At 41.5% G+C, this 15,893-nt stretch carries 18 protein-coding genes and 1 tRNA gene; 4 read left to right on the forward strand and 15 right to left on the reverse strand.

Annotation, left to right across the window (positions count from 1 at the left end; all coding sequences use genetic code 11):
* Positions 1–67 precede the first annotated feature (67 nt).
* From CYP84_RS06720 to murA, 15 genes are all read right to left on the reverse strand, one after another.
* On the reverse strand, positions 68–682 hold the full coding sequence (locus CYP84_RS06720; RefSeq protein WP_103637039.1) for a thiamine phosphate synthase: 615 nt from the start codon (positions 680–682) through the stop codon (positions 68–70).
* A complete protein-coding gene (gene thiH, locus CYP84_RS06725) occupies positions 675–1,829 on the reverse strand; it encodes a 2-iminoacetate synthase ThiH (protein WP_103637040.1) in 1,155 nt (384 codons plus the stop codon). The genes CYP84_RS06720 and thiH overlap by 8 nt, the downstream gene beginning before the upstream one ends.
* Positions 1,829–2,593, reverse strand: coding sequence for a thiazole synthase (locus tag CYP84_RS06730; RefSeq protein ID WP_021086809.1), 765 nt, complete (start codon positions 2,591–2,593; stop codon positions 1,829–1,831). Before CYP84_RS06730 ends, thiH begins: the two co-directional genes overlap by 1 nt.
* Positions 2,594–3,445 carry a sulfur carrier protein ThiS adenylyltransferase ThiF gene (gene thiF, locus CYP84_RS06735; protein ID WP_103607821.1) on the reverse strand — a complete coding sequence of 284 codons (852 nt, stop codon included), beginning with the start codon at positions 3,443–3,445 and terminating at the stop codon, positions 2,594–2,596. It abuts the gene before it with no gap.
* A gap of 7 nt (positions 3,446–3,452) precedes the next feature.
* Positions 3,453–3,656 carry a sulfur carrier protein ThiS gene (thiS, locus tag CYP84_RS06740; RefSeq protein WP_103596032.1) on the reverse strand — a complete coding sequence of 68 codons (204 nt, stop codon included), beginning with the start codon at positions 3,654–3,656 and terminating at the stop codon, positions 3,453–3,455.
* Positions 3,656–4,834 (reverse strand): pyridoxal phosphate-dependent aminotransferase, encoded by a 1,179-nt coding sequence (locus tag CYP84_RS06745; protein WP_103637041.1) that lies wholly within the window; start codon positions 4,832–4,834, stop codon positions 3,656–3,658. The genes thiS and CYP84_RS06745 overlap by 1 nt, the downstream gene beginning before the upstream one ends.
* Positions 4,835–4,845: 11 nt before the next feature.
* Positions 4,846–6,681 carry a biosynthetic arginine decarboxylase gene (speA, locus tag CYP84_RS06750; RefSeq protein ID WP_103637042.1) on the reverse strand — a complete coding sequence of 612 codons (1,836 nt, stop codon included), beginning with the start codon at positions 6,679–6,681 and terminating at the stop codon, positions 4,846–4,848.
* Positions 6,678–7,904, reverse strand: a complete 1,227-nt coding sequence (hisS, locus tag CYP84_RS06755; RefSeq protein WP_103637043.1) for a histidine--tRNA ligase — start codon at positions 7,902–7,904, stop codon at positions 6,678–6,680. The genes speA and hisS overlap by 4 nt, the downstream gene beginning before the upstream one ends.
* 28 nt (positions 7,905–7,932) lie before the next feature.
* A complete protein-coding gene (gene tmk / locus CYP84_RS06760; protein WP_103637044.1) occupies positions 7,933–8,520 on the reverse strand; it encodes a dTMP kinase in 588 nt (195 codons plus the stop codon).
* A gap of 1 nt (position 8,521) precedes the next feature.
* The gene (gene coaD / locus CYP84_RS06765) at positions 8,522–8,992 is read right to left on the reverse strand and encodes a pantetheine-phosphate adenylyltransferase (protein ID WP_021092340.1); all 471 of its coding nucleotides are present in this window, start codon (positions 8,990–8,992) and stop codon (positions 8,522–8,524) included.
* Positions 8,989–9,540, reverse strand: a complete 552-nt coding sequence (locus tag CYP84_RS06770) for a UbiX family flavin prenyltransferase (RefSeq protein WP_103637045.1) — start codon at positions 9,538–9,540, stop codon at positions 8,989–8,991. Before CYP84_RS06770 ends, coaD begins: the two co-directional genes overlap by 4 nt.
* Positions 9,537–10,343 (reverse strand): flagellar basal body P-ring formation chaperone FlgA, encoded by an 807-nt coding sequence (gene flgA / locus CYP84_RS06775; protein WP_103637046.1) that lies wholly within the window; start codon positions 10,341–10,343, stop codon positions 9,537–9,539. The genes CYP84_RS06770 and flgA overlap by 4 nt, the downstream gene beginning before the upstream one ends.
* A gap of 65 nt (positions 10,344–10,408) precedes the next feature.
* Positions 10,409–10,483, reverse strand: a tRNA-Gly gene (locus CYP84_RS06780).
* Positions 10,484–10,533: 50 nt separating this feature from the next.
* Complete coding sequence (locus CYP84_RS06785) at positions 10,534–11,694, reverse strand: molybdopterin molybdotransferase MoeA (RefSeq protein ID WP_103637047.1); 1,161 nt, start codon at positions 11,692–11,694, stop codon at positions 10,534–10,536.
* Positions 11,695–11,696: 2 nt separating this feature from the next.
* Positions 11,697–12,965, reverse strand: a complete 1,269-nt coding sequence (gene murA, locus CYP84_RS06790; protein WP_103637048.1) for a UDP-N-acetylglucosamine 1-carboxyvinyltransferase — start codon at positions 12,963–12,965, stop codon at positions 11,697–11,699.
* A gap of 138 nt (positions 12,966–13,103) precedes the next feature.
* Here murA and CYP84_RS06795 point away from each other — a divergent pair, with 138 nt between their 5' ends.
* From CYP84_RS06795 to CYP84_RS06810, 4 genes are read left to right on the forward strand one after another with little or no spacing between them, the layout of a single operon-like run.
* On the forward strand, positions 13,104–13,784 hold the full coding sequence (locus CYP84_RS06795) for an NlpC/P60 family protein (RefSeq protein WP_002939441.1): 681 nt from the start codon (positions 13,104–13,106) through the stop codon (positions 13,782–13,784).
* Positions 13,768–14,343, forward strand: coding sequence for a rhomboid family intramembrane serine protease (locus CYP84_RS06800; protein WP_103637049.1), 576 nt, complete (start codon positions 13,768–13,770; stop codon positions 14,341–14,343). The genes CYP84_RS06795 and CYP84_RS06800 overlap by 17 nt, the downstream gene beginning before the upstream one ends.
* Positions 14,330–15,142 carry a ferritin-like domain-containing protein gene (locus CYP84_RS06805; RefSeq protein ID WP_103637050.1) on the forward strand — a complete coding sequence of 271 codons (813 nt, stop codon included), beginning with the start codon at positions 14,330–14,332 and terminating at the stop codon, positions 15,140–15,142. Before CYP84_RS06800 ends, CYP84_RS06805 begins: the two co-directional genes overlap by 14 nt.
* Positions 15,139–15,636 carry a SixA phosphatase family protein gene (locus CYP84_RS06810; RefSeq protein WP_103637051.1) on the forward strand — a complete coding sequence of 166 codons (498 nt, stop codon included), beginning with the start codon at positions 15,139–15,141 and terminating at the stop codon, positions 15,634–15,636. Before CYP84_RS06805 ends, CYP84_RS06810 begins: the two co-directional genes overlap by 4 nt.
* Positions 15,637–15,893 lie beyond the last annotated feature (257 nt).

A 15,893-nucleotide genomic window follows, 5' to 3' on the forward strand; every position in this document is an offset into this window, starting at 1 on the left:
TTCAATAAATTTAAAATTTACTTAGTTTTATATATAAAATAATATGTAAAATTGTATGCAAAAAGAGCTAAATTTGCTCGTTTTTACTCTCTGCTATCTTTTTTATAAGCTCCAGATCGCCGCTCATCGCTAGGCTCATGAAGCAAATGCCGTTTGCGCCAGCTTTTATGGCCTCTTTGTAGTTTTTGATACCCAGTCCGCCAAGTGCGTAAATTTCTTTATCAAGGCTTTTTAGCTCGCTTATAAATTTTACTCCTTTTGGCTCTAAATTCGCCTTACAAGAGGTGGCAAATATATGAGAAGCAACGAGCACGTCGGCGATTGTGGCTGAAATTTTAGCCTGCTCTAGGTCGTGAGCTGGAGCGTAAATTTTAGCTATTTTTCTAAATTCATCTAAAAAAATGCCGTGATTTTTAAAAAAGTCAAGCTGTGCCGAAGTGAGCCAAAAGTCGCTTTTTAGCTTGCATGCTACGTCAAAAAATTGATTAATGATAAATTTCTTGCGGTAGTTTTCACAAATTTGAGCCACAACCCTAGCAAGGTCATAAAATTTAGCCTCGCTTAGCCCCTTTGCACGAAGCAAAATTTCATCCACGCCAGCCTTGCAAAGTAGCTGTATCCTCTTTAAAAAGTCATCGCCCTCATAGCTTTCAAAGTCGGCCACGCAGAGAATTTTAAACATAGACATACTCACTCATCAAGGGTTCTAGTCCGTTTGCTTTTATCATAGCCTTGATCTCATCCACACTTCTGCTGTCGCTTATCTCAAACTGCTCGTCGCCCTTTTTCTCTTCGCCGTGAGCGCCGATGCTTACTTTTACGCCAGCGCTTATCTTGTTTGCGGCGATCTTTACGGCATTGTCGCGAAATTTCGCCTTTTCTCTGGTTGAGATCGTTATGCTAGCTGTTGGCATAAAAATTCTATAAGCACAGATCACTTGTAAAAGCTCGCGCTCGCCCACGTCGCGGGGATTGATGCGGTCGTTGTTTATGATAGGGCGAAGTCTTGGGCATGAAAATGCGATCTCGGCGTGCGGATACTTTTTTTGAACTAAGCTTGCGTGAAGTGCCGTAGCAAAAGCATCAAGTCTAAAGTCATCTATGCCAAGAAGTGCGGCAAAGCCAACTCCTCTCATACCTCCAAGAAGCGCTCGCTCTTGCGCATTTAAGCGGTATGGGAAAATTCTTTTATTGCCACCAAGGTGGATTTTTTCGTATTTTGTGGGATTGTAGGTCTCTTGAAAGACGGTCACGTAGTCTGCGCCACTTTTGTGAAGCAGGGCGTAGCCGTCTGAATTTAGTGGATAAATTTCAACCCCAACGACTTTAAAAAATTTCTTTGCCAAAGCGCAGGCATTTGCGATGTAAGTGACACTTGAGTTGGTCTCGCTCTCGCCAGTTAGGATCAAAATTTCTTCTAAACCGCTCTTTGAAATTTCTCTTAACTCCCTTGTGATCTCCTCGTCGTTTAACTTTGCCCTTTTTATTTTATTGTTGGCGTTAAAACCGCAATAAACGCAGAGGTTATCGCAGTAGTTTGCTATGTAAAGCGGGGTAAAAAGCGTGATGTTTGAGCCAAAATTTGCCCTTGTTTTTGCTTGGGCGAGTTTGGCTATTGGCTCTAAAAATGGCGCTGCAGCAGGCGAGAGTAGGGCTTTTAAATTTTCAAGAGAGCAGTGCTTTGCATTAAGAGCTGCTTTTACGTCAGCCTCGGTGTAAATTTCTGGCTTATAGTTCGCTCGCTCTTTTAAAATCTCATCCATAATGTCGCTGCCAACATCCTGCATGTGAGGTAGCAGCTGCATGTGGTCGGTTCTTGCAAATTTCATCAGTCTAAAAATCCAGTGAGCGGTGATGAGGCATTTGCGCTTTTGCTCTTTGCGCCAAGGCCTGCTAGATAGGCGTTGCGACCAGCGATGATCGCCTCTTTAAAGGCTCTTGCCATGAGCGGGATATTTTTAGATGAGGCGATGGCTGTGTTTGCCATGATCGCAGCCGCTCCCATCTCCATCGCTTCGCATGCTTGTGAAGGCCTGCCGATGCCAGCATCAACTATGATCTGCGTATCAAGCTCGTTTATCAAAATCTCAATAATATCTTTAAAAACTAGCCCTTGGTTTGAGCCAATGGGCGCAGCTAGAGGCATTATGCAGCTTGCTCCTGCACTTAGCATCGCTCTTGCGGCGTTTAGATCTGGAAACATATAAGGCATTGGCACAAAGCCGTCATTTGCCAAGGCTTCGCAGGCTTTTATCGTCTCAGTGTTGTCTGGAAAGAGAAATTTAGAGTCAGTGATGATCTCTATCTTAACAAGCTCGCCACATCCAAGCTCACGTGCGAGCTGGGCGATACGAACAGCCTCTTTGGCATTTCTAGCGCCACTTGTGTTTGGCAAAAGCGTCACGCCTTTTGGGATAAAGTCAAGTATATTTCGATCTTTACTCTCGTTTATGCGCCTAAGAGCAAGGGTTAAAATTTGCGCTCCAGCCTCATTTATGGCTGAGTCGATGAGCTCGTGTGAGTACTTGCCAGAGCCAAGGATAAAGCGGCTTTGAAACTCCTTGCCGCCAAGGATCAAACTATCACTTTGCACTTACGCCTCCAAGCCCATAAGTAGTCTAATGGCTAAATTTGCCTCGTGGTTTGCGCAGACTGCGACGCGCGGCGCCATGAGCCCTTGACCGATCTTCGCCTCGTTTGTGAGGTCACCGCAAAGATAGACATTTTTGGCAAATTTTATGGTTTTTATGAGATTTGAGCTAAAGTATCCAGCCATGCCAGAGGCGCCGATGATCTTTTTATCTTTTAGGCTTGTGCCAGCTTCGTTTAGTATCATCGCCTTGCCAGCGACATTGTCAAAGGCTTCGCATAAAATTTCGCATTCGCCAAAGACGCTAGCCACGTTTTTTTCATCCAAAAATATATCGTGAGTTTCGACCTCGACAAAAGGGTTTACGTCATTTATCAGCTCTTTAAGCGCCTGCGTCTTTTTCAAGCCGATGTGGCGGACAAAATACTGCTGGCGGTTTAGATTGCTTGGCTCAACGACGTCAAAGTCGGCAAGTACTAGCTTTTTTACGCCGACTCTTGCAAGGCTTAGTGCGATATTTGAGCCAAGACCGCCAAGTCCAGCCACGCCGATCACCGCCTTGCTTAGGGCTAAATTTAGCTCAGGGCTGTTTCGTGAGGCGATCATCGCGCGTAAAACTTCACGCTCAGGCATCACGCCGCGCCTTATAAATACGACGTTTGAGTCATCTTTTAGCTCGCTATCTTCTTTTATAGCAAAGCCATCAACGATAAAAATGTCTGGCTCTGTCGCGTTAAATTTCTCTAAAAATTTATAAATTTCACTCTCTTTATCGCCAAGCGCAAGCTCTTTTAACTCGCTAAGGCTTTTTACTGGCACCTTAAATTTTGCGCCGTTTAATACAATCTCTATCATTTTCTCCTCATCCACCGCCTACTAAAGTGACGATCTCATAAGCTTTGCCCTCGCTCATGAAGCGCTCACGCCAAAGCTTTTTTGGCAAAATTTCTCCGTCTCGCTCAAGGGCTATAAATTTAAGCTCATAGCCATTTTGAGCTAAAAAATCATAAACATTTATATCGTTTTCAAGCTCGAAAATTTTGCCATTTACGCTAAATTTGATCATTAAATTTTGTAGCTTTTTACAAAATTTGCGATCCTCTCGATCGCTTTTTTTATGCTCTCGATGTCTGTTGCAAAAGAAATTCTAAAGTATCCCTCCATGCCAAAGCCCACGCCTGGCACCGTCGCTACGTTCGCCTCTTCAAGCATCTTTTTGCAAAATCTAAGTGAGTCGTCATCTGCCTCTTTGCATTTTACAAATAGATAAAACGCGCCATCAGGCTTAACTACGCTTAGCCCAGGGATAGCATTTATCATCTCAACTGCCACGTCGCGTCTTTTTTCATACTCTTTTCTCATGTTTTCGATATCGTCGTCAGTTTCGCCAAGAAGTGACGGGATAGCGCCTATTTGCACGATCGAGCTGATGTTGCTTGTGCTTTGACTTTGAAGCTTTTTGATGCCAGCTATTAGCCAGTCCATCGAGCTTGCTATATAGCCAAATCTCCAGCCAGGCATCGCTCCGCACTTGCTTAGGCCATTTATCGTGACCGTTCTTTTGAAAAGATCCTCGCTCACTGAAGCCACTGCGTGAAATTCTTTGCCGTAGATCACTTTTTCATAAATTTCATCGCTCGTGACGATGATGTCAGTGCCCTTTAAAACCTCACCAAATGCCGCGATCTCATCTTTTGTATATACAGCTCCAGTTGGGTTTGTCGGGTGATTTAGCGAAAAGACTTTTGTCTTTGGTGTGATCGCTTTTTTTAGCTGCTCGGCTGTTATTTTGAAATTTGTGCTCTCGTCCGCCTCGATAAAGACAGGCACGCCGCCACAAAATTTAACGATCTCAGGGTAGCTCACCCAGTATGGAGAGGGGATGATGACTTCATCACCTGGGTTGATAAGCGCTTGAAATACATTAAAAAGTGAGTGCTTTGCGCCGATGTTTGTGACGATTTGGCTTGCTTTGTAGTCAAGTCCGTTATCTCTTTTTAGCTTTGCTCTAATGGCGTCTATAACCTCAGGCAAACCTGGTACCGGCGTATATTTGCCACTTTTACTATCGTTATCAAGTGCGTTTTTTACAGTTTCTCTTATCTTTTTTGGAGTCATAAAGTCAGGCTCACCAGCTGAAAGCGAGATCACGTCGATGCCAGCAGCCTTCATCTCTTTGGCCTTTGTGCTGATCGCGATTGTGATTGACTCGCTCAATGTTTGCATTCTGTTTGCTAGTTGCATTTTCGTCCTTTTTAGTTGATTGTCTTTAAGTAGCTATTATCATTTAAAAATAGATAAAGTTCGCCCAAAATTTGCTTCTTTTGTGTTTCGTTTATCAGAGTTGATTTCTCTAAGCGCTCATTTAGAGTGTCTTGGATCTCGTAGATATCGTAGTCCATGTCTTCCATGATATCAAGGATCGACTGGCTCTCTAGTAAATTTGTGACCTTGTAGCCATCGCTTGTTATCTCCACGGTGGCTTCTGTTGGATGAGTAAAGAGGTTGTGTTTCATACCGATCACCTCTTGATATGCGCCAACTAGGAAAAATCCCAAGAAATAATCCTCCTTCTCCACATCCACGTCGTGCAAAAGCAGTGGGTTTTTCTCGTCATCATAGCTGATCTCGCCGTCGCTATCGCAAGTGATATCCCAGATCGAAGCTGGCAAAGTAGGGCGCTCATCGAGCCTGTCAAGCGGCATGATAGGGAAATTTTGCTTTAGCCCCCAAAAGTCTGGCAAGCTTTGAAAGATCGAGAAATTTAGCAAGTATCTCTCTTGAACCTCTTTTTGAATTTTGGTTAGATCGCTTGAGTTGCTCTTGTTGCCAAGCATCACGACAGCCTTTTTACTAATGAGCCTTAAAAGTACCTCTGCGTTTGATCTATCTTGCAGATCGACATAGCCTAGATCAAAGAGCGTGAGGATGCTCTCGGTGTGGTGGATGGCGTCGTGCAGGTACTCTAGGGCGTTTGAAGGCTTGATTGATTTATAAAGATCAACTAGCTCGGTTATTAAATTTGGATTGTTTTTCTTTAAATTTAGCTTCTCTTCGGTGTATTCTTGAGAAAATAGCTCAAGCACAGGAGCGACCAAAAGCGCGTGAGAAGCGGCGATGTAGCGACCTGACTCTATGAAAATATCTGGTTCGATCTCCTTTTTTTGCTCGCTTATGGTTTTAAGCATATAAACAACGTCGTTTGCGTATTCGTTTAGAGTATAGTTTCTGCTGCTCTCCTCTTTAAACTGCGAATATTCGATCGCTAGACCGCCGCCCAAATTTATCGCTTTTAAATTTGTTGCGCCCATTTTTCTAAGCTCAGCGTAGATGTTGCCAGCCTCGATGAGTGCTTTTTTGAGCGGATGGATCTCGCTTATTTGAGAGCCGATGTGAAAGTGTATCATCGTGAAATTTTCAAGTAAATTTGCCTTTTTTAGCATCTTTACAGCTTCTATTAGCTCGGTTGATGTTAGGCCAAATTTAGAGTGTATGCCGCCACTTTTTGCCCAAAGCCCCGATCCTGTCGAGTGTAGTCTCACTCTAAGTCCGATCTTTGGTTTTGGTTTAAAGCGCTCTTTTGCGATGGCAATTATCGCTTCAAGCTCGTTTAAGCCCTCAATCGTTAGCGTGATGTTATGCCCCATTTCAGCGGCAATAAAGCCTATGTTTATCATCTCTTTATCTTTAAAGCCATTTACCGTTATAGGCGCTTTGTCGTTGTTATAAGCCATAGTTAGAAGTAGTTCAGCCTTGCTACCAGCCTCAAGGCCGTAGTTATAGGGCTTGCCAAGGCGAACTAGGTTTTTTACAAAGCCAGGATATTGATTTACTTTAAGTGGGAAAACGGCGTTAAAGCTGCCTTTGTAGGCAAATTCTTTCTTTGCCTTTGCAAAGCTTGCGTGGATCTGCTCGATCTGCTTTTGGATAAGGTGCGGAAAGCGAAGCAGCAGTGGACCTCTGTAGCCATCGTCTCTTATCTCTTTTACGATGTCGATGATCACTGGCTTGCTAGCTTCGTTTATGCAGACTTTGCCGTCTTCTATCACAAAATTTGAATTGCCCCAAATGCTAAGTCCAAAATCATTCATCCCAGCTCCTTTTCAAGCTCATCTAAATTTATCGTTTTTTCATCTTTGGTCTCTAAATTTTTATACCAAATTTTATTCTCTTTCATCTCATTTTCGCCCACGCAAAGGAAAATTTTTGCATTTTTATTGTCGGCATTTTGTAGATGTTTTTGAAGTTTTTTAGCTTCGTATGAAATTTCGACCTGATATTTTTTGCGAAGTTTCGAGCCAAGCACATAGACAAAGTCTAAATTTGGCGCATCAAGCGCGCAAAGATAAATTCCAGCTCGCTCATCTTCAGCCTCGCCTAAAATTTCCATTATCCTCTCAACGCCCATCGCAAAGCCAACGCCGTAACTTGCTCTACCGCCAAGATACTCAACAAGCCTGTCGTATCTGCCACCCCCTGCTACTGCACTTTGTGAGCCGATCTCGTTGCTTATAAACTCAAACGCCGTCTTGCAGTAGTAGTCCAGCCCACGAACGAGCTTGGTGTCTATTTCAAATTTAACGCCATTTGCTGTTAAAATTTCTTGCAGTTTTGCAAAATCAGCCTGCGCCTCATTACTTAGGCTATCAGTTATAACTGGAGCATTTTTGTAAATTTCTTGGCAGCTCTCGACCTTGCAGTCAAGCACGCGGATAGGGTTTAAAAGCTTGCGTCTTTTGCAGTCTTCGCAAATTTTTTCATCGTTTTCATCTAGAAATTTGACAAGTTTTTCTTTGTAAGACTTCATCGAGCTCTCATCGCCAAGTGAGTTTATTTTTAGGGTTGTTTTTATATTTAGTCTGTTGAAAATTTCGCTCACCATCAAGATAATGCTCGCATCCTCATAGACGCTGCCTTCGCCAAAGCACTCACAGCCAAACTGGTGAAATTCTCTTAGGCGGCCTTTTTGTGGGCGCTCATAGCGAAACATCGAGCCATGATAAAAGCAGCGTTTTATAGCGTTTGCCCTATCAAGCTTCGCCTCGATAAATGCTCTGACCACGCCAGCTGTGCCCTCAGGACGCAAACAAACGTCGTTGCCGCCCTTGTCTTCAAACTGATACATCTCCTTACCCACGATGTCACTACTCTCGCCGACACTTCGTTTAAAAAGCGCCGTCTCCTCGAGGTGCGGGGTCAAAATTTGCTCATATCCGTAGTTTTTTGCGACTTCCTCGCAGGTTTTTATTATCTGTGCGTAAAGTTTTGCGCGAGCTGGAAGCATATCTTTCATGCCACGAAGTGCCGTTATCATCGCATTATCCTTTTTATTTTTTGTGATTTTACTTAAAATTTATAAAATTTTCTATCTCTTTTGAAATTAGCTCTATGCTTTTAGATGCGTCTATAAAAAGCGTTTCAAAGCCATTTTTGATAAGAATTTGCTTCATCAGACTTTGCACTTTTAAAAGATACTCTAGCCCGCGAGCCTCGATCTTATCGCTTGTGCCTCTTGCTTTTAAGCGCGTGCTTATAAGCTCACGGCTTGCTTCAAAAAAGACTATCTTATCTGCAAATTTATCATTTAGTGCAAATTTATTAAGCTCTAAAAGCACACTTTCATCTAAGTTTTCATCATTTGCCAAAGCGTAGGCGATGCCAGAGATAAAGCCTCTGTCGCTTAAAATCAGTTTGCCTAAATTTGGAGCGACAAGCTTTTCAAAATGCTCAGCCCTGTCAGCTAAAAAGAGTAAAATTTCAGCCCTTTTGCCTATTTTTATGTTTGAGCTTAGTAAAATTTCACGTAAATTTTCACCAAGCTTTGTGCCGCCAGGCTCTTTTGTGACGATGGCATCACTAAATTTAGAAGCTAAAATTTCTATCTGCGTGCTCTTGCCAACGCCGTCAATGCCTTCAAACAAAACATACATTTTACGCCTTTAAATTTTTTAGAATTTTTGCTGGCACTAGGTTGCTCACGTCGCCGTCATGGCGCAAGACTGAGCGGACGATCGAGCTTGAGATGAAGGCGTTATTTAAGCTTGGCATAAGATAAACCGTCTCAAATTCGTCCCAAAGTGCAGCGTTTGCGTAGCCGATTTGTAGCTCATACTCAAAGTCGCTAACCGCGCGAAGACCCCTGATGACAGTGTTTATGCCGTGCGATTTAGCAAAATCAACAAGCAAGTTATCAAAGCCAAGAACGCTTACATTTTTTAGATCGCAAACTGCCTCTTTTGCCATTTCGATGCGCTTTTCATGTGCGAACATCGGCTGTTTGCTGTCACTTTTTGCAACTGCAACGATTACTTTGTCAAAAATTTTTGTAGCCCTTATGATGACGTCTAAATGGCCGTTTGTGATGGGGTCAAAGGTCCCTGGATAGATGCAAGATTTTTTCAAATTTGCCACCTTTTGTAAAGATTATTTTCGATTTTTAAGGCATCAAGCCACTTGCCAATGATGAAATTCTCCATATCATGAAGGCTCTTTATGCCTGCGTAGTAGCCTAAAACTGGTGGTGCGATGATAGCTCCAAGAGATGAGAGCAGCTGCATCTGAGAAAGCGCAATCGTAGAAAATGGCATCTCTCTAACGCCCAAAACTAGGGTTTGTCTCTCTTTTAGCGCGACACTTGCAGCTCTTGTGATGAGCGTGTCGCTTATGCCATTTGCGACCTTTGCCAAAGTATTAGTAGAGCAGGGCGCTATGATCATAGCATCCGTGCCAAACGAGCCAGAAGCAGGTCCTGCGCTAAGGTCAGAGTCATCATAAATTTTTACACCAAGATCATCTAAATTTAGCTTCAAATTTTCTTCAGCCTCCAAAACTTTCATAGCATTTTTACTAACAATGACGTGCGCCTCACAGCTATCTTTGGCAGCATTTACTAGCTTTAGAAAAAGCCCAGCCCCACTTGCTCCAGTGGCTGCAAAAACTACCTTTTTCATCTGATAACTGCCTCGTCTTTGCCTGAAACTGTGGCCTGTAAAATTTTGTTTTCTCTTGTTCTTATCTTTATCATATCGCCTAAGTTTCCATCCTCAAGCGCCTTTACTTCGGCGATTATCTTGACACCACCCTCGCTCAAAACTGCGTTTAGCATTTGACCTTTTTTGACTAAACTAATGGCGTTAAACTGACGTTTTGTTAAAATTTCTCCGCTTCTTATCTGCACTTTTGTGACAAGTGTTGAGGCGCTAAGTCCAAAGAGTGCGTCACGCGGCCATTTGCTAAACTCGATCATCGTTGGTTGGTAGTCAAGCAAGCTTAAAATGTGGTTTGTATTCATTGAATTTATAGCGATAAAAACTGGCATTTTGGCGTTAAAGCTAAATTTAAAATAAAGGCTCTTTAAGCTTAGATCAACGTCCTCAAATGAGGCTCTAAAGACGCCTTTTTGGCTATTTTGATCGTTTAAAAATATATTTTTAAAAACTAAGTCTTTAAAATTTGCAGGGAGTTTGTTTTGCGGACTGATGCTAAGATCGCTCACGCTGATACCTGGGTACTCGTTACTGATCTCTCTTAGAAATTGCATCTGAATTTCATCCATGGTAGAGCAGTTTTTCACAAAAGCCACGCTACCGCCGCTTTTGTCATTATATGTTTTAAAATTTGCTGTTAGAATTTCATAGAGTTTTTTGCTCTCAATCTTCGCAGCCCTCATGCCCTCTAAGTTTAAAATTTCATTATCTTCACCCTCAAAGCCGAGCGTGCGAAGTGAAATTTGATCATTTATGACACAATACATCGGATAGATGCTGACTTCATTTGCAAAAATTTTTGTGGAAAATAAAAAAATGAGTATAAAAAAGATGGAGCGGGAAACGAGATTCGAACTCGCGACCCCAACCTTGGCAAGGTTGTGCTCTACCCCTGAGCTATTCCCGCAATCAAAATGAAGTCCGCATTTTATCAGATTGTTTTTCATTTGTCAAGGATTATGGAAGTTTTATGAGTGAAATTTCGCTATTTTGTAAAATTTCACCTTGATCAGGGCTAGTTATCAACACAAAATCACTCTTTAATATATGTTTTATCATGCCTGATCCATATTTTCCGCCGTCAGTTGCTATAAATTTGCCATCAGTTACATTGCCAAAAACCGCATTTGCTCTGCCTGATTTTACCTTTAAATTTTCGCTATTTATAGCTTTTTTCGTCACAAAACACTCGTTTTTTAGAAGTGGCAAAACAAGCATCATCGTGCAAAGATAAGCAGCCATAGGGTTGCCAGGCAAGATAAAAACAAGTCTGCCATCTTTTTCATAAGCCTTACAAGGTCTGCCAGGTCTTATATCAAGATGTGAGAAAATTTCGTTATATCCAAGCTCGCTTAGGGCTATCTTCATAAAGTCGGCCTCACCAGCGCTTGCTCCGCCAGAGCAGATAACGATGTCGTAGTTTTCAGCGTTTAAAAATGCCTGTTTTACAGCATTTAGCTCATCTTTTATGATGCCAAGATATGAGCTTTTTTGACCGATTGAGCTAAGAAGTGCAGCTATGCCAAGTGCGTTTGCGTTGTAAATTTCATCCTCGCTCGCTCTTTGCCAAGGCTCGATAATCTCATTTCCGCTTGAGTAAATTCCAACACTAGGCTGCTTTTTAACTTCTATAAAGCTTATGCCCTGAGCTGCAAGCATCATCACGCTTCTTGTGTTTAAAATTTCGCCACTTTTTAGTAAAATTTCACCAACCTTTGTCTCTTCGCCTTTAAAGCGGTAAGCCTCGCCTTTTTTAAGCTTAGCTGGTGCTTTCACAAACTCGCCCTCAACAACGCAGTCTTCAAATCTCATGACCGTGTCAGAGCCCTTTGGCATCTTTGCACCTGTCATGATCTTCACGCACTCGTTTTTGCCGATACTTAGCTGCTCTTTATCGCCTGCAAAGGCACTTGCGATGATCTTATAAGGCTCATCTTTTTCATCAAATTTAACCGCAAATCCATCAAGCGCTGAGTTATCAAAGCAGGGCAGGTCTTTGACGGCTATCACGTCATTTGCTAAGGTTTTGCCAAGCGCCTCGCCAAGAGGTAAAATTTCACTCTCATTTTTTGGTTTAAATTTAGCCCTTAAAGCCTCAAGTGCGTCATTTACTAGCATTTTTACTCCTCAAGCCTAACTATTTTTGCCCCAAGGCTTTTAAATTTCTCCTCAAGCCTCTCGTAGCCTCTATCAAGGTGGTAAATTCTATGCACCAAGCTCTCGCCATTTGCGATAAGAGCGGCTAGTATCAGCGCTGAGCTCGCTCTAAGATCTGTCGCCATGACATCAGCTGCGTTTAAATTTGCAGGGGCATAAACGCTTGCGATATGACCATTTAAGCGGATATCAGCGCCCATCCTAGCTAGCTCACTAACGTGCATAAAGCGGTTTTCAAAAAGCCTCTCATCTATCGTGCTAACGCCATTTGCTGCTAGACAAAGCGCCATAAACTGAGCCTGCATATCGGTTGGAAAGCCAGGATACTCAGTCGTTCTTATCTCGACTGGTTTTATATCATTTGTCGGCAAAATAGTGATCTTATCGCCATCCACTTCAATACCAAAGCCCATCTCTTCAAATTTATTTAAAATGGCTGTCATGTGCGCTGCATTTGCCTTTGTGACTGAAATTTTGCTATTTGTGATAGCTCCAGCGCAAAGGTATGTGCCAGCTTCGATCCTATCAGGGATGACCTCGATATCACAAATTTCAAGTAGCTTTTGACCGCTACCAGTTATCTTTAGCTCGCTCGTGCCTATGCCTTCGATCTTGACACCGCTTCTTGCCAAAATTTCACAAATTTGCACCACTTCAGGCTCAAGTGCGACGTTAAAAAGCTCTGTCGTGCCGTGTGCTAGCGCTGCTGCCATGATGATGTTTTCGCTGCCAGTTACGGTGATCTTATCAAAAACTATCTTTGCGCCTTTTAGGCCATTTGGCGCGGTTGCGACAACGTAGCCTTGCTTTATCTCGATATTTGCACCCATTTTTTCAAGTGCGCTTAGGTGCAGATCTATTGGTCTTTGTCCGATCGCACAGCCTCCAGGAAGGCTCACTTCGCAGTGTCCAAAGCGCGCTAGAAGCGGACCAAGCGTCAAGATAGAAGCGCGCATCTTTCTAACGATGTCGTAGTTTGCCGTGGTCGAATTTACACTGCTCGTGTCGATACTTAGTGAGTTTTCATCTTTAAATTCACACTTTGCGCCAAGATTAACTAGCAACTGGCAAAGCGTCTTTATGTCAGCGACATTTGGGATATTTGTTAAATTTATCTTATTTTTTGCAAGTAGGGTTAGGGCGATGATAGGTAGGGCGGCATTTTTAGCTCCGCTGATCTTTACTTCGCCGCTTAATTTGGCATTGCCTTCTATTTTTAGATAGTGCATCATTATTTTTTGCCTTAAGAAAATATATTTTTTGCCGATTATATTGTTTTTAAACTTAGAGTAAAGAAAACAGGGCGCTATTTTCGCTTTATTTACATTTAAGAGTTAAAATTACGAAAATTAATTATTTTGGATAAAAATATGTTAAGTTTAATAAATAAAAGAATATTTTTTGCACTTTGTATCGCGCTTTTTACAGGTTGTTCTTTCACCTCAAATGAGCCTAAAATCCCACAAAATGACTACAATCAAACCGCCTCTACAAACGAAGACTTTAGCAGACAAACTTCAAGTGAGCTTTTAGACGAAGATGACGGCAGAGCAGATAAAGAATTTGGTTCATTTTTTAAAAAATACTTAAACACTAGAGCAGGGGGCGACTGCTCAGGCTTTGTATCTATCGTAAATGCGAAATATAAAAATATGTATTTTGATGAAAAAACCATCAATAACTATTACAGCAAGGGTGGCAGAAAATCAAAAGCCATCTACAACTTCTATGAAAGCCAAAATTTGATCACTCATAAAAATCCAAAAAAAGGTGATCTTATCTTCTTTTCAAACACCCTTGGCAAAGGCATACAAAAAAATAAAGACAAGAAAAATGTCACTCACGTCGGCATTGTAACAGCTATACTCCCAGATGAAACAGTCAAATTTATCCACAACTCTGGCGGCAGGATCATCCACAGCTATATGAATTTAAAACAAAAAAACACGCATCTAAAGGGCGACAAAGAGATAAACAGCTACGTTGTAAGATGTTCAAACGCTAGCTGCCTAGCGGCAAATAGATTTGCTGGATATGGCAAAGCTAAGTAGCCCAGCTACATTTGCGCTTATCCTTTTAAATTTAGCTGCATTTTTTGGCGTCACTTTCATGCACTCACGTGAGCTATGGCTCGCGCTTGGCTTAAATATCTATTTTTTAGAAAAACTCTACCTTTTTCAGCCCCTCACATCTATCTTTATGCACGCAGGCGCAGGTCACCTGCTCATGAATATGCTCTTTTTATACCAAGTTGGCACGATGAGCGAGCTATATCTTGGTACGAAAAAATTTATCATTTTTTATATCGTTGGTGGCGTTTTGACGCAAATTTTAAGCTTTATTTATATATATTTTGCATTTGAAAATGAGAAATTTATAAATTTAGTCGGTGCAAGCGGCGCTTTGTGTATGCTCTTTGGTATGCTGGCGACCTCGTTACTTTACTCAGACAAAAAGGCGTGGTTTGGCTACTTTGCCACCCTGATCGCCATGAGCTTTTTACCGCTACTTATGGGCATAAATGTCGCATGGTACGCGCACTTTATAGGCTGGGCTGTCGGCTGTTTGTATGCTAAATTTTACTTAAAGAGAGTAGATGAGATTTTTTGATGAGATCTGGGACATTTTAAACGAAGGCGACGTGGGGCTTAAATTTTTAAAATTTGAGCTGTTTTACGATAAATTTAGATCAAATTTGGATATTTGTTTTGATGAAATTTCTGCGCCAAATGAGCTAACTACCCCATGCTACGCTAAATTTTGCGACGTCGTTAGTATGAAAGAGCTAAACAAAAAGGTAAAGCCAAAAGATAAAAACCTAAATTTCATCCACTCAGTCGCTCACATCGAGTTTAGCGCCATTGACATCGCGCTTGATGCTTGTTATAGATTTAGAGGGCTGCCAAGGGAGTTTTACGAGGACTGGCTGGAGGTAGCTGAGGATGAGATCAGGCACTTTTGTATGATAGAAAATTTGCTTTTAAAGCAGGGCGGCAGATACGGCGAGCTAAGCGTACATGACGGCCTTTTTATTGCACTTCAAAAGACTTCAGATAGGCTTACTAGCCGCATGGCACTGCTACCAAGATATATGGAGGCAAACGGCCTTGACGCAAACGCTCACATCATCAAAAGACTAGAAGGTGAGGGTGGGCAAGAGGAGCTCATAGAGTGTCTAAAAGTCATCTTAAAAGAGGAAGTTTCTCACGTTTATAAGGGCGATAAATGGTTTAAATTTGCCTGCAAAAAAGAGGGCGTCGATGAGAAAAGCTACTTTGACATCATATTAAATTTATATCCAAATTCATTTAAAAGCATCAGAGAGATCAACGAAAAAGACCGTTTAAAGGCAGGTTTTAGCGAAGAAGAGCTTAGTTGGATAAAGAATTTCTCAAAGGAGAGATCATGAGCAAAATTTACTTCATAAGGCACGCAAAAGCAGTCGATGAGAACAAAGACGGCGCAAAAGACGCTTCAAGAGAGCTTAGTCCAAAAGGAAAAGAAGACGCTAAATTTATGGCTAGCAGGCTAAAAATGTATGATGTGATGCCAGGAGCTATCTTTTCAAGTAGCGCTAAAAGAAGCGAGCAAACAGCAAAAATCATCGCTAAAACTTTAAAATTTAAAGAAAAATCCATAGAGTTAAAAGACGAGCTTTATGACATAAGCTTTGAGGATCTTTTGGAGTTCGTAAGAAATTTAGACAAAAATTTAGATGAAATTTTCATCATCACGCACAATCCAAGCATAACAGAAATTTGCGAATACCTAAGCGACTCATCGATTGACAATATCCCAACTTCAGGCATTTTTTGTATAGAGTTTGAGTCTGAATTTAAAGAGCTAAAAGAGGGCAATGCAAAAGCTCTATTTTTTGACCACCCAAAGAAACATCAGAGATAAGTTTTATTGAAAATCTGCAAATTTATTCATTTTTATTCATTGCAATTTGACAGGCACAAAGAACATCTGTTTATTTGATTTTTCAAATGCAAGTTTTACTTTTGAACCAAAAAACATTTTCTACTCAAATTTAAAATTTATCACTCTTGAAAATTTAACCATTTCAAGTTCAAACCATTAAGCATAAAAGCAAATTTAAAATCAACCATAATTGCAATGCCAAAATATGACAAAAGGTAAAATGCAAGGTATTTTAT

This window comes from Campylobacter concisus (assembly GCF_002912425.1).
GTDB classification, from domain to species: domain Bacteria; phylum Campylobacterota; class Campylobacteria; order Campylobacterales; family Campylobacteraceae; genus Campylobacter_A; species Campylobacter_A concisus_AH.

Coding starts and splice junctions, on each gene's coding strand:
- CYP84_RS06720 (WP_103637039.1), bottom strand. CDS start 682: ATGTTTAAAATTCTCTGCGTGGCCGACTTTGAAAGCTATGAGGGCGAT.
- thiH (WP_103637040.1), bottom strand. CDS start 1,829: ATGAAATTTGCAAGAACCGACCACATGCAGCTGCTACCTCACATGCAG.
- thiF (WP_103607821.1), bottom strand. CDS start 3,445: ATGATAGAGATTGTATTAAACGGCGCAAAATTTAAGGTGCCAGTAAAA.
- thiS (WP_103596032.1), bottom strand. CDS start 3,656: ATGATCAAATTTAGCGTAAATGGCAAAATTTTCGAGCTTGAAAACGAT.
- CYP84_RS06745 (WP_103637041.1), bottom strand. CDS start 4,834: ATGCAACTAGCAAACAGAATGCAAACATTGAGCGAGTCAATCACAATC.
- speA (WP_103637042.1), bottom strand. CDS start 6,681: ATGAATGATTTTGGACTTAGCATTTGGGGCAATTCAAATTTTGTGATA.
- hisS (WP_103637043.1), bottom strand. CDS start 7,904: ATGATAACGGCACTTCGTGGCATGAAAGATATGCTTCCAGCTCGCGCA.
- tmk (WP_103637044.1), bottom strand. CDS start 8,520: ATGTATGTTTTGTTTGAAGGCATTGACGGCGTTGGCAAGAGCACGCAG.
- CYP84_RS06770 (WP_103637045.1), bottom strand. CDS start 9,540: ATGAAAAAGGTAGTTTTTGCAGCCACTGGAGCAAGTGGGGCTGGGCTT.
- flgA (WP_103637046.1), bottom strand. CDS start 10,343: ATGTATTGTGTCATAAATGATCAAATTTCACTTCGCACGCTCGGCTTT.
- CYP84_RS06785 (WP_103637047.1), bottom strand. CDS start 11,694: ATGCTAGTAAATGACGCACTTGAGGCTTTAAGGGCTAAATTTAAACCA.
- murA (WP_103637048.1), bottom strand. CDS start 12,965: ATGATGCACTATCTAAAAATAGAAGGCAATGCCAAATTAAGCGGCGAA.
- CYP84_RS06795 (WP_002939441.1), top strand. CDS start 13,104: ATGTTAAGTTTAATAAATAAAAGAATATTTTTTGCACTTTGTATCGCG.
- CYP84_RS06800 (WP_103637049.1), top strand. CDS start 13,768: ATGGCAAAGCTAAGTAGCCCAGCTACATTTGCGCTTATCCTTTTAAAT.
- CYP84_RS06805 (WP_103637050.1), top strand. CDS start 14,330: ATGAGATTTTTTGATGAGATCTGGGACATTTTAAACGAAGGCGACGTG.
- CYP84_RS06810 (WP_103637051.1), top strand. CDS start 15,139: ATGAGCAAAATTTACTTCATAAGGCACGCAAAAGCAGTCGATGAGAAC.